We start from the raw sequence: 12,441 nt of genomic DNA, 5'->3' as shown, positions 1-12,441 counted from the left end.
CCTGCCGGACCCCGGGTGCGACCGGCGTTTGTCACCCAGGACCGCGGCTGGCTTCGGTGCAGCCTTCACGAGTAACGGGGACGCTGTGCGGAGCGAGTGCAGTAGTGACGATTGGTTCCGATCGCATCGACACATGCCGAAAAAATCGGTCGCAGGTCAGCGGCGACTCCCGATCAGTAGGGGGCGAAGTTGACCCAGTAGGCGGGTCTGTCGCGTCCAGTCTCGGTTTCGCAGACGTCGTTTATCTCGAATTGCCCCTCGCCGAAGCGCTTGTCGCTGGGATGTGGATAGAGCCGGTCGGTCTCACCGTCTCCATCGAAACTATCGACGACGTGGAAGAAGCTGTACGACTGTAGTTTACCGCCCTTCCCACATCCACGTTGGAAGGTTTCATCGCTGCTGGCGCTCTCGTCCGTGATGGTGAACGTATCGACCGTCGGCTCGGTGAAGGTAAAGCCAGCACCGCCTTTTCTGCCCTTACCCTTTTTTTTGGCGACGGCAACACCGGTTCCCACGCCGAGCGTGACGGAGGTTCCGCCGATCGTTTTCAGCACTGTTCGACGTCGGTGCGTCGTCTCGCCGGTTGTCATCTGTCCGTTCCCCTCCCCGCTGGGGGGTTCGAAAATGGAATTCAAATAACATAAATTTTTCCATTATATTAATATATTTATACTTTTGACGCCGTCGTCGCCGTCAGTCCTTCGGACCCATCCGAGGAACTCTCCGGGCTACCGTCGATTCCCCGTGAATCGAATCCGACAGCACGAGATCCGGTCCGGACCGAACGTGTGCTACGTGTTCGAGCACGTCGTCTGCATCTATCACTACGGCGCCGATTTCGGGACGCCACTCACCCCAGCCGGGCGTCCGTGATCCGACAGTGGCCACGGGGCCCCTCCCACACAGGCTCCCACTCCAGTTCCAGCGGTCGGGTCATGTGGGGCGCGTCGGTGACGAGCGTCTCGAACTCGCCGCCCTCGCCGAGCGGGTGGACGCCGTACTCCTCCCGTAACGTCAGCAGATCGTCGAGGGCGTTGGCGTCGAGGCGGCGACCGAGCCACGACTCGTCGAGGCCGGCGGCGGCGACTTGGACGATCCGAATCTCGAAGCCCGCGTCGAGCATCTCCGCCGCGAGTGCTTCCGGATCGCGCTGCCACAGCGGCGCGAACAGGTCGATCCCCAACCGATCACACATCGCCTCGATGCGACTCGTCTGGAACTCGCTCTCGACGGCCCCGGCGGTGACGCCCACGAGGTCCGTCTCCGCAGCGAGGTCGGCGATGGCGGCCTCCAGCGGTTCGAGTTCGGCGTCGCCCTGTGCGCTCGCATCGGTCGCGGCCGCCGCGCCCAAGTCCCCGGGGTCGACCTCCAGAAGGTCGATCCCGATGCTCTCGGCGGCCAGCGCCGCCAACTCGGTCGCCGGCACGTGGTACATGTAGGAGTCGCCCTCGGGGTGGACAGTCACCAACCGCGTCACGTCCAACCCGTCCTCGAGGGCGCGGTACAGCGCCCACGAGGAGTCCTTGCCGCCCGAAAAGAGACTCGCCCACGCCCCGTCGGTGTCGGTCATCGGTGTCGTTACGGCGGGCGAGCGGTAAGGGACTGCGGTTTTGTCCCGGTTACATGTAGCCCAAGTCGCGGAGGCGCTCCATCAGATCCTCCTTGTCTTGGGCGCGGCCGGCGCGTTCGGTCGTGTTCTCGACGTCCTGGAGCCAAGCGGGTTTCTCGTCGGATTTTTCGGTGCTGACTTCACTGCCCAGCGACCGGAAGCCGGCGAAGTACTTCGGGCTGACCGGGATGTCGTCCTGCGTCAGACCGTTCGGCAGGTCGTCGGCGCTCTGGGGGACGTAGCCGTCCTCCGGGAATCCCTCCACGGTGTCCGGGACGACGTAGTTCCAGAAGACGTCCCACACGTCGCGCTCGGCGAACTGGAGGATCGGCTGGATGCGGTCGTGGGGCGGGTAGATGTCGGGTTCGTGTCGTGGGCTGAAGAACGTCTCGTCGGCACGGGCCTCCTGTTCGTCCCACCGGACGCCCGAAATGACGCCGTCGATGTCGCGGCTCTCGAGGGCGTCGTTGAGCGCGACGGTCTTCAGCAGGTGGTTGCCGACGTAGGTGTCGAGCAGGAACGGGAAGGTGTCTTCCTCGTACTCCAGGATCTCGCGAACGTGGTGCTGGTTGTGTTCCGAGAGTTCGGCGACGGGGATGTCGTCGCCCGGTTCCAGTCCGTGTTCCTCGACGTACGCGCCCACGTCCTCGTTGCGGGCGTAGACCACGTCGAGGTCCCACTCGTCGGCCCAGTGGTCGACGAAGTCGTGGATGGCGTCGAAGTGCTGGTAGTGGTCGATGAACACCGCGGTCGGCGTGTCGTAGCCGTACTTCTCGGCGACTTCCTTGATGAAGTACAGCGTGAGCGTGGAGTCTTTCCCGCCGGTCCACATCACCGCGGGGTTGCGGTACTGTTCGAGACCCTGTCGGGTGACGTCGATCGCTTTCTCGATCTTGTCCTCGAGCGTCGGGTAGTCGTCGGGCGTCTGGCCCTCGCCGTCGGTGTAGTCGACGTCGAGATAGTCTGGGAACTCGCTCATCGTATAATTAGATCTAATTACCGACGGTAAAATGTGTTGTGAATCTGCACCGGACGACTACCACCCTGAACGGGCGTGGAGGCCACACGCTCGGTGGTGAACGACGGATCGGCGGTCGCCCTACTCCTCGTCGTCTTTCATCTCGCCGAGTTGGTCGATGAGGTCGTCGGTCGAAGCGTCCGTCTCGAAGGAGACTTCGCCCTCGTGGTCGTTCTCGTGGACGCTAACCCCTTCGCTGTCGTCCTCGTCGGCGTTTACGTCCTGGTTCTGCTGTTCGGATTCATCGTAGCTCCCAAATCCCATACGTTACTTTCGACGCGCGAACGAATTAAACTGTCCGGTCTCGCAGCGATGCCGGACCGTGCCCCGCGGTCGACGTCCCGTCGGTCCGGGGAGTCGCCGTTCGGTTCCCCGTCCAGTCGGTCGCGCCGTCGGTCGTTCCGCCTCGTTGGACCGTCGGAAGGCCGGCGAGTTCGTTCGCTCGTTCCGAGACCGCTCCGATCGTCGTAGCGTCGAGTCCCCTGCGTTCGCGAACGTCGGTGGGGAGGCCCTCGGCGGCCGCCGCGGAGGCGTTCACGAGCGACCGTGCCGTTCCGGTCTCGACCGCTATCGTCGCCATCTCGGCCCGGTATCGCCCCGGACCGATGACTCCCGCGTCGCGCGCCTGCTGGAGTCGCTGTTTTCGCTCCTCGAGGGCGTCGAGTCGGTGCTCGACGCCCTCGAGTTCCTCGGCGACGACGGCGGCCTTCGCGTCGTCGCTCGCGGCCCGTGCCGTCCGGATACCGAACCGACGGGTCCGTATCTCGCCGTCGACCTCGGCCTCTTGTGCTCCGATCGCGCCGTGGAGCCGTTCGCCGGCCGATCCGTTCGCGCTCCCGTTCGAACGGGCGTCCGTCCCGTCGGGTGTTGCCGTCTCGACCGGTCGGGCCGTCACTGCCGGCACCGCAGCACCGGTCACTACCAACAACACGGCCATCGCGAGAGGAGTCACGGTTCGAGGCATTACGACCGGCAGTTCGACACGAACCCGTGAATAGAGCGCCAGTCGATAATCCCGATACATCCGGATTAACCCGGTGTGTAGCCGATTCAGACGGGTTTCGGTTAGTCTGAATCGCGTACGATTCTGTCAAGACTCGGCAGTGTGGGTCGAAACGAAAACTATCGTGGCGAGCAAAATGGAGAGAAGAGACGGCCAGAATGTTGAACTCAGATACAGATTACCGGAAGGGTACTGCCACCAACTCACTGGGAATAAATACGGGGGAACTTGTCCGTCGGCACGGATAACGAACGAGTCTAAAATAAAGTGTAATACGAAGCCAATTGAAAGGGATACAAAGACCGGATACCGTTCCTTTCGGTGAAACAGTTGAGTTCCCGCCAACGATAGGAGGAGAGTTACTCCAAATGTATGTGCACCGCCCCAAGAAAATGGCACACTGAACGCTTGTTCTATCACATCCGATTCAACAATAAGATACAATTTCGATAAGTCGGGCAACGCTCCGCCAATCATCAGAACCGGTACGTGCCTTCCGTTTAGCAAATCCGTCTTGTTATTTACGAGTGTTCCAAGCACGTAAGCAATAAGGATGTGAGTCAAGAGGTCAGGCATCTTTCCCCTCTTCCGGGCGTGCTCTCAAAGTTAATGTCAACCGATCGAACTCCCAGTATCGGAAGAAAACTAAGAGCGTAAATGTAGCAGCGATGGCCGACACACCAAACATATACTCACGTCCCATTGGGTCCGAACGCACCACATTTTGAGCGGAGATTCTTTGATCTGTTTCTAATGTTCCATATACTTGGACTGTATCTCCAATACGAACCTCCGTTTCCGAATTGACAACTTCGAAAGACAGCCAGTAGTACTCTGTAGTAAATGAATTCTCGGTCACTGCCGTAACTTCCCCCCAGAAATGGATTTCTGACCCGACATATCCGCCATAATTCGTGCTCAGCTCGTCTATAGTCGGATATTCTGTATGTGAATCCTCGGCATCATCATAGTGAATCAAGAGGCCCGTGGCTGAAGACACCAAGAGAAGAGTAACAAACACCCTGACTAAGAGATTGTCTGCCATCTGGTCCAACTCCGCGCAGTACTCACTTCTAAACTGCGGAAGTATAGAAGTTTTCTATCGTCTCAGTCCGAGATGAACTGGTTGTCCCGCCAGTTGACGCCGTTCTTTTCCGCCTGAGACTGGCTGGGATTCTCGACGACTTCGACCGAGGCGGGGCGGTCCTCGCCCTCGACGATGCGGGTGGCGACGAGTTCGTCGTCCTCCTCGACGATGGCGGTCAGTGTCCCCTTCTCGGCCATCCGTGCGATATCCCGGAGGACGAGGAACATCGGGTACTGGAGCGCGGTGTTCTGGAGGACGGTCTCGCGGTCGCCCTTGAAGCAGGCGAACTCGACGAGTTCCGACGGGATCTCTTCCTCCTCCTCCTGCCACGGGCCGCCGGGTTGGGGCGGTTCCTCCTCGTACACCCGCGTCTCGGTGACGCTGGCTTTCAACTGGGCCGTCGGCGTGTACTTGCTCAGATCCTGGTCCTCGGCGACGGCCTTCAGGATGAGCGTGTTGTTGCGTCGAGTGAGGGTGACGTCGGCAACCTCCGGTGGGAGATCGGGGTCCCCATCGAAGTAGTCCTGTACGTCTTCGAGTGGCAGTTCGAGTGTCGAGTGGAGTCGATATACGCGGCCTGACATTGTTTGTACTCGGCGAATGGCGCGACTACGCCCGTCTACCTACACATAGGGTGCGTACGCTTATATGACCTACCCTTCGGGTTGGGTAGCGGACACGACGACGCGTCACTCGCCGGAAAGCGTCGCCTCGAGTTCGCCCCGTTCGTCGAGTTCCGCGAGCACGTCGCTCCCGCCGACGAACTCCCCTTCGACGTACGCCTGCGGCGTCGTCTCCCACCCACTGTGGGCTTCGAGTGCCTCCCGGAACTCCGGCAGCGCCGGCAACACGTCGACCGTCTCGAAGTCGTCGACGTACTGGTCGATGAGTTCGAGCGCCCGTTTGGAGTAGCCACACTGGGGCATCAGCCGGTTTCCCTTCATGAACAGCACGACGTCGTTCTCCTCGATGGCGGCGTCGACACGCGACTTCACGTCTTCGGCGTCGAGGTCGCTCCCGGGTTGGAACGTCATGGGGGCGTGTACGGCGGCGCGACTGAAAGGGGTTGCGCACACCCGACGCGTCTGGATACGTCCCCGGCGCGACGGGCGACAACTGCTCGCACTCCCCTACGCGCGGCTCCCATGTCGTAGCGACCGACTGCTAGTCACCGCCCGCGACGGGTGTCCCCTCGGCCGTCGCCTTCGAGTCGCTCCACGTGAAGTAACTCGCCAGCGCCGGGCCGGTGACGTTGTGCCAGACGCTGAACAGGGCGGGGACGAGTGCGGCCGCGGGTTCGAACAGCGACGTGGCGAGGGCGACGGCCAAGCCGCTGTTCTGGAGGCCGACCTCGAAGGCGTTCGTCCGCCTGCGGTCCTCGGTCATCCCGGTCGCCGATCCGACGCCGTAGCCGATGCCCAGCCCGAGGGCGTTGTGCAGGACGACCGCCGCCAGCACGAACGCACCCGCAGTGAGAATGTTCTCGACGTTGGCGCCGACGACGCCGGCGACGATGGCGACGATGGCGGCGACGCTCACGACCGGGAACACGTCGAGACCGACCTCGGCCGCACGCGGCGCGTACCGATCGAGAAGGTATCGGAGCGTGAACCCGGCCACCACTGGAATGATAACGATCTGGACGATGCTGGTGAACATCTCGGCGAACGTCACGTCGATCCCCTCGCCGAGGATGAACAGCGTCCACGCCGGCATCACGACGGGTGCGGCGAGCGTCGTCACCGTCGTGATGGCGACCGAGAGCGCGACGTCGCCCCGACCGAGGTAGGTCATCACGTTCGACGCGGTCCCACCGGGTGCCGCACCGACGAGGATGAGGCCCACGCCGATAGCGTCGGGGAGGTCGAAGGAGAGATACAGCGCGTACGCGGCCAGCGGCATCGCGAGCCACTGGGTCACCGCGCCGATGCCGACGTCGACCGGTCGGTCGACGAGTCGCCGGAAGTCCTCGGGCTGGAGGGTCAGCCCCATCCCGAGCATGATGAGTCCCAGAAGCGGGGTGACGTAGTCGAGTATCGGGACGAACGTCGACGGGTAGAGGAGCGCGAGTCCCGCCGCGAGCAGTACCCAGACGACGAAGTACGTCGTCGCGATCCGTGCGGTCCGTGAGATGCGACCTCCACTACTCATGCGGGGTGGCGGTCACCCAGGCGGCAAATACGTCCTTCGGAATCGCCTGCCGTCCGCTCAGTCGCCCTCGGTGTCGGCGGTCGAGTCGGCGAGGTCGGCCGCGACGCCCGTGTAGCCCGCCGGCGTCAGCGCCCGGAGTTCGTCCCGGACCGACTCGTCGACGTCTAACTCGTCGAACAACCCACGGAAGTCCTCGATGGTCACCCGGTGGCCTCGCGTGAGTTCCTTCACGCGCTCGTAGGCCTCGGTGTCGCCCTCGCGCCGGAGGATGGTCTGGACGGCCTCGCCGATCACTTCCGGTGTGGCCGCCAGTTCTTCGGCCATCACCGTCTCGTTGGGGACGACCTTCCCGAGTCCGTTCTCGGTCTTGCGGTAGGCGAGCAGGCAGTGTGCGAGCGCCGCGCCCACGTTGCGCTTGACCGTCGAGTCCGAGAGGTCTCGCTGGAGGCGGGAGGTGGTGACGTAGTCCGCGAGGAACGTCAGATCGCTGTTCGCCTTCGAGAGGTTCCCCTCCCCGTTCTCGAAGTCGATGGGGTTGACCTTGTGGGGCATCGTCGACGACCCCGTTTCGCCCGCGACGGCCTCCTGTCCCAGATATCGGTCGGAGACGTAGAGCCACATGTCCCGATCCAGATCGAGGAGGATGTCGTTGACGCCCCTGCACGCGTCGAACAGGGCGGCGAGGTCGTCACAGGGGTTCACCTGCGTCGCGAGCGACGTGTGTTCGAGGCCGAGGTCGGCGACGAATTCGCGGGCGAAGGCCGGCCAGTCCACCTCGGGGTAGGCGGCGACGTGGGCCGCGTACGTCCCCGACGCGCCGGCGAGTTTGCCCGACAGGTCGGCCGACGCCCCGCGGACGCGCCCCATCGCGCGGCCGAGGCGCGCGGCGTAGACGGCCATCTCCTTGCCGAAGGTGGTGGGCGTCGCCGGTTGGCCGTGGGTGCGTGCGAGCATCGGCGTGTCGCGACCCTCGCGGGCGAGCGCCGTCAGTTCGTCGCGTACGTCCGTGAGTGCCGGGAGGAGCACCTCCTCGACGGCCCCCCGGATCAGCAGGCGGTGAGCGAGGTTGTTCACGTCCTCGCTCGTCAGGCCGAAGTGGATCCACGGGTGGAGGGACTCGGCCGTTCTCGTCCGGAGGAAGTACTCCACAGCCTTCACGTCGTGGTTGGTGGCGTCGTACCCCGCCGCCCCCTCGGTTTCCAACCGCTTGATCAGGCGGGCGTCGTCGGCGTCGAACGACTCGTAGCAGTCCCGGAGCGGCGCGGGGTCGTCGACGGCGACGGGCGTCGCGTCGAGGTCCGCGAGCGCGAGCAGGTACTCGACTTCGACGCGGACGCGTGCCCGCATGAGTGCCGATTCGCTGGCGTAGGGGACCAGCGGCTCCGTGTAGCCCGCGTACCGACCGTCGAGCGGCGAGACGGCCGCGAGCGGGTCGCTCCGTGGCAGATCCGTCATACGCGAACTCCCCGTGGCCCGGGCAAAAGCGTACCGGTACGGCCGGATCGCCCGGTCGAGACGTGGAGTCGCAACTGTTTTTCTCCCGGCCGTTCCTCCCTCACCCATGGTACGAATCGCGGGTCTCGCCGGCAATCGCGGACGGAACCTGATACACCTCGCGGACGCCGAACCCGGCGGTGCCGAGGTGACGGTCGTCTGCACGGACGACTCGACGGCTCCAGTGCTGTCCTCGGCCGCCGACCGCGGCATCCCGACTGAGGTCGTCGAACGCGGTGACGACTCGAAGGCCGACCACGAGGGCCGCCTGCTCGACCGGCTCGCGGACTACGAGGTGGATCTGGTCTGCATGGACGGCTACATGCGCGTCCTCTCGGGGGAGCTGCTCGACGCCCTCCCGACGACGCTCAACGTCCATCCCTCCCTGCTCCCGGCCTTTCGGGGGGAGAACGCTCACGAACAGGCGCTCGCCGCGGGCGTCCGCACCACGGGCTGTACCGTCCACGTCGCCACCGAGGAACTCGACGCCGGCCCCATCGTCACTCAGGAGGCGGTGCCCGTCTACGAGGACGACGACGCCGACGCCCTGAAGCGACGCGTCCTCTACGAGGCGGAGTTCAAGGCCTACCCCCGGGCAGTGCGGTGGTTCGCCGAGGACCGCGTGACCGTTACCGAGGACGGCGTCACCGTCGAGGGCGACGAGTCGGGGGCGTTCCCCGTCCGCCGAACCGACTCCGAGGACCGCCGCCGGACGCTCCGGTACGGCGAGAATCCCCACCAGGACGCCGCGCTGTACGCGGACGACGCCTTCGACGGCGCGAGTGTGGTCCACGCCGACCAGTTGAACGAGGGGGCGAAGGCGCTGTCGTACAACAACTACAACGACGCCGACGCCGCCCTCGACCTGATCCGGGAGTTCGACGACCCCGCGGCGGCGGTGATCAAACACACCAACCCGGCGGGGTGTGCGACCGCCGACACCCTCGCCGCGGCCTACGACGACGCCCTCGCCACGGACGCGATGAGCGCGTTCGGGGGCATCGTCGCACTCAACCGCACCTGCGACGCGGCGACGGCCGAGTCCATCGTCGAGTCGTTCAAGGAAGTCGTCGTCGCGCCGGGATACACCGACGGGGCGCTCGACGCGCTCGCCCAGAAGGACGACCTCCGGGTGCTCGACGTGGGGGCGCTCGACGCCCGCCGCGACGCATCGACCGAAAAACCCCTCGTGGGCGGCCGACTGGTCCAGGAGCGCGACGACTGGGCACCGGCCCGCGAGGATCTGGAGGTCGTCACCGACCGCGCTCCGACCGACGACGAAGTCGAGACGATGCTGTTCGCGTGGCGGACCCTCAAACACGTCAAGTCGAACGGGATCCTACTCGCGTCGGGCACCGAAACCGTCGGCATCGGGATGGGACAGGTCAGTCGTGTCGACGCCGTCCGCCTCGCAGCGATGAAGGCCGACGAACACGCGGAGGGCAAGTCCGCCGAGGGGACGGTCATGGCCTCCGACGCCTTCTTCCCGTTCCCCGACGGCGTCGAGCGGGCGGCCGAGGCGGGCGTCGAAGCCGTGATCCAGCCCGGCGGCTCCGTCAACGACGAGGACGTCGTTGCCGCCGCCGACGAGCACGACATGGCGATGGCGTTCACCGGACGCAGGTGCTTCCGGCACGACTGAAAGGAATGCCCGAAGCTACAGGGGAGCGAACGCGAGTCCTGCGCGATCTCAGACACGACTAACGGGATCGGCGGTCACCCGCCAAGCGCCGATCGAACCCCGGCGAGTAGGAACAGCGCCCCGAGTCCGATCACGAGAAACGGCTTGTTGTTGGTCTCCCGTTCGAGGTAGGCCCCCTCCGGCGAGTCGGGTGGGACGTACGCCCGCACCGTCTCGTCCGACTCGTAGGCCGCGAGTACCTCCTCGGCCGCGCCCCGCCGGTCGAACTGCTTCGGGAGCGTTCCGGGGTAGACGTTCGAGGACGTGTACGTCTCGCCCTCGTAGGTGTAGTTGTACGTCACGTCCGGGGCGTACGAGACGCCGTTTGTCGACCACGTCTCGATGGAGGCCGACACCACCGTGGCGTCGACCCGCTCCGGCGAGTCGAGCGCCGAGGTCTGTGCGGTGTGACTGTACGCACCGTACCCCACGGCTCCGAGTCCGACGAGGATCACCAAGGCGATTCCGAGAGGGCTGGAGGGACCGTTGATCTCCATACCGACACCACCGGCTTTCGGGTTGTTGTAGGCTGCTCATCGCGTCGGCTCGCTCCCGTGTGACAACGTTTAACCGCGACTCGGTATCACCTCCAGCCATGACGATAACCGTTCCCGGGCCGACGCTCGGCGTCGTCGGTGGCGGTCAACTCGGCCGGATGCTCGCCGAGGCGGCCGCGCCGCTGGGCGTCGAAACGGTCGTCCTCGACCCGACGCCGGACTGTCCGGCCGCGCCGGTCGCTCGCGATCAGATCATCGGCGACTTCGACGACCCCGAGGCGATCGGTCGCCTCGCCGAGCGCACCGACGCGCTGACCTACGAGATAGAACTCGCCGACCCCGACCACCTCGCCGCCGCGAGCGACGACGCCGGCGTGCCAGTCCACCCCACCCCGGAGACGCTCCGGACGATCCAAGACAAGTACGCCGAAAAGGAGATGCTCTCCGAGGCGGGCGTCCCCGTCCCCGACTACCACCGGGTCGACTCGGCCGCCGACCTCCGTGCGGCAGTCGAGGAGTTCGGTGCGGTCATGCTGAAAGCCCGGATGGGGGGGTACGACGGCCGGGGCAACGTCCCCGTGCGCTCGCCCGACGACGCCGAGGCGGCGCTCGCCGAAATCGGGATGGCCGACGACCCCGCGGCGCTCGCGGAGACGTTCGTCGACTTCGAGCGCGAACTCTCGGTGATGGGCGTTCAGGGCGACGGCGAGGTGTGCACCTTCCCCGTCGGAGAGAACGTCCACGAGGCGGAGATCCTCCGCGAGACGGTCGTGCCCGCGCGGACGGACGACGCGGTGGCGGAACGTGCCCAGACCGTCGCCCGCGACGTCCTCGACACGCTCTCGGGGCGTGGCGTCTTCGGCATCGAACTGTTCGAGACGCCAGAGGGCGAGATTCTGGTCAACGAAATCGCCCCGCGCCCCCACAACTCCGGGCACTGGAGCATCGAGGGCGCGGTCGCCTCACAGTTCGAACAGCACGCCCGCGCGGTGCTGGGGTGGCCCCTGGGGTCGACCCGCCTGCGCGCCCCGACGGTGAGCGCCAACGTCCTGGGGACCGTCGACGAACAGCGTCCGGCCGAACTCGCCGGCGTCGAGGCCGTCCTCGAACGAGAGGCAGCACACCTCCACTGGTACGGCAAGGACGACGTGCGCCCACTCCGCAAGATGGGCCACGTCACGGCAACGGCCGAAGAGGGCGACGACACGACCGCCCTCCTCGAATCGACCCGCGACCTCCGCGACGGACTCACCTTCCGATGACCGACGTGACCGACATCATCGACGACCTGCACGCACAGGCCGACGACGACCGCGACCCCGAGACGACCCCCGAGGTGGGGATCATCATGGGATCGGACTCCGACCTCGACACCATGGCGGGCGCGTACGACGCGCTCCGGGAACTCGAGTTCGCCGAGCAGACCGACTACGACGACCCGCCCGAGGCCCGGTTCAGCTTCGAGAGCTACGTCGTCTCCGCCCACCGCACGCCGGATCTGATGTACGCGTACGGCGAGACGGCCGCGGATCGCGGATTGGACGTGATAATCGCGGGCGCGGGCGGGAAGTCCGCGGACCTGCCCAACATGACCGCTTCCATCGCCTACCCGCTCCCGGTGATCGGCGTCCCGGTTCAGGAGAAGTCGGTCGACTCGGTGATCGGGATGCCGACCGGTGCACCCATCGTCGCCGTCGACGCCGGCAAGTCGTACAACGCCGCGCTGTCCGCGGTGCAGATCCTCGCGCGCGAGCACGGGGAATTGGTGGATCGGCTCCGGGCGGAACACGACGACCTGCGAACTGGCGTCGCCGACGTCTCGCGGACCCTCCACGATCTGGGGATCGAGGGCTTCCGCGATCGGTAACGGCGTCCGTCGCCGTCCGAGAGTCCGTCTCGTC

Annotated in this window: 15 protein-coding genes; 3 read left to right on the top strand and 12 right to left on the bottom strand. The window is 65.3% G+C overall.

What is annotated here, in order from left to right:
- Positions 1 to 173 precede the first annotated feature (173 nt).
- The 11 genes from NBT81_RS11910 to purB form a co-directional block, all read right to left on the bottom strand.
- Positions 174 to 590, bottom strand: coding sequence for a hypothetical protein (locus tag NBT81_RS11910; protein WP_338738803.1), 417 nt, complete (start codon positions 588 to 590; stop codon positions 174 to 176).
- Positions 591 to 850: 260 nt separating this feature from the next.
- Positions 851 to 1,570 (bottom strand): diphthine--ammonia ligase, encoded by a 720-nt coding sequence (locus tag NBT81_RS11905; RefSeq protein ID WP_338738801.1) that lies wholly within the window; start codon positions 1,568 to 1,570, stop codon positions 851 to 853.
- 49 nt (positions 1,571 to 1,619) lie between these two features.
- A complete protein-coding gene (locus NBT81_RS11900) occupies positions 1,620 to 2,588 on the bottom strand; it encodes a phosphoadenosine phosphosulfate reductase family protein (RefSeq protein ID WP_338738799.1) in 969 nt (322 codons plus the stop codon).
- Positions 2,589 to 2,708: 120 nt separating this feature from the next.
- The gene (locus NBT81_RS11895) at positions 2,709 to 2,891 is read right to left on the bottom strand and encodes a DUF5786 family protein (protein WP_338738797.1); all 183 of its coding nucleotides are present in this window, start codon (positions 2,889 to 2,891) and stop codon (positions 2,709 to 2,711) included.
- A gap of 25 nt (positions 2,892 to 2,916) precedes the next feature.
- Entirely contained in the window at positions 2,917 to 3,591 is a 675-nt protein-coding gene (locus NBT81_RS11890; RefSeq protein ID WP_338738795.1) for a hypothetical protein, read from the bottom strand.
- A gap of 126 nt (positions 3,592 to 3,717) precedes the next feature.
- Positions 3,718 to 4,206, bottom strand: a complete 489-nt coding sequence (locus tag NBT81_RS17355; protein ID WP_425498649.1) for a metal-dependent hydrolase — start codon at positions 4,204 to 4,206, stop codon at positions 3,718 to 3,720.
- Positions 4,199 to 4,675, bottom strand: a complete 477-nt coding sequence (locus tag NBT81_RS11885; protein ID WP_338738793.1) for a hypothetical protein — start codon at positions 4,673 to 4,675, stop codon at positions 4,199 to 4,201. Before NBT81_RS11885 ends, NBT81_RS17355 begins: the two co-directional genes overlap by 8 nt.
- 62 nt (positions 4,676 to 4,737) lie before the next feature.
- A complete protein-coding gene (locus tag NBT81_RS11880; protein ID WP_338738791.1) occupies positions 4,738 to 5,301 on the bottom strand; it encodes a DUF7110 family protein in 564 nt (187 codons plus the stop codon).
- Positions 5,302 to 5,406: 105 nt separating this feature from the next.
- Positions 5,407 to 5,751: a glutaredoxin family protein gene (locus tag NBT81_RS11875; protein WP_338738789.1), complete on the bottom strand. Its 345-nt coding sequence runs from the start codon at positions 5,749 to 5,751 to the stop codon at positions 5,407 to 5,409.
- A gap of 130 nt (positions 5,752 to 5,881) precedes the next feature.
- Entirely contained in the window at positions 5,882 to 6,868 is a 987-nt protein-coding gene (locus NBT81_RS11870) for a bile acid:sodium symporter family protein (RefSeq protein WP_338738787.1), read from the bottom strand.
- 57 nt (positions 6,869 to 6,925) lie between these two features.
- On the bottom strand, positions 6,926 to 8,323 hold the full coding sequence (gene purB, locus NBT81_RS11865; protein WP_338738785.1) for an adenylosuccinate lyase: 1,398 nt from the start codon (positions 8,321 to 8,323) through the stop codon (positions 6,926 to 6,928).
- Positions 8,324 to 8,429: 106 nt separating this feature from the next.
- Here purB and purN point away from each other — a divergent pair, with 106 nt between their 5' ends.
- Positions 8,430 to 10,004: a phosphoribosylglycinamide formyltransferase gene (gene purN, locus NBT81_RS11860; RefSeq protein ID WP_338738783.1), complete on the top strand. Its 1,575-nt coding sequence runs from the start codon at positions 8,430 to 8,432 to the stop codon at positions 10,002 to 10,004.
- Positions 10,005 to 10,078: 74 nt separating this feature from the next.
- Here the strand turns inward: purN and NBT81_RS11855 are convergent, their stop codons facing one another.
- Positions 10,079 to 10,540: a DUF3592 domain-containing protein gene (locus NBT81_RS11855; RefSeq protein WP_338738781.1), complete on the bottom strand. Its 462-nt coding sequence runs from the start codon at positions 10,538 to 10,540 to the stop codon at positions 10,079 to 10,081.
- Between the two features lie 98 nt (positions 10,541 to 10,638).
- Here NBT81_RS11855 and NBT81_RS11850 point away from each other — a divergent pair, with 98 nt between their 5' ends.
- Together NBT81_RS11850 and purE are read left to right on the top strand one after the other, a co-directional pair.
- Positions 10,639 to 11,802: a 5-(carboxyamino)imidazole ribonucleotide synthase gene (locus tag NBT81_RS11850; protein ID WP_338738779.1), complete on the top strand. Its 1,164-nt coding sequence runs from the start codon at positions 10,639 to 10,641 to the stop codon at positions 11,800 to 11,802.
- Positions 11,799 to 12,407, top strand: a complete 609-nt coding sequence (gene purE, locus NBT81_RS11845) for a 5-(carboxyamino)imidazole ribonucleotide mutase (RefSeq protein WP_338738777.1) — start codon at positions 11,799 to 11,801, stop codon at positions 12,405 to 12,407. The genes NBT81_RS11850 and purE overlap by 4 nt, the downstream gene beginning before the upstream one ends.
- Positions 12,408 to 12,441 lie beyond the last annotated feature (34 nt).

Source organism: Haloplanus sp. CK5-1 (assembly GCF_037201915.1).
GTDB lineage: Archaea > Halobacteriota > Halobacteria > Halobacteriales > Haloferacaceae > Haloplanus > Haloplanus salilacus.
Note: the sequence above shows the minus strand (reverse complement) of the source record. Positions and strands in the feature narration are given on the sequence as shown.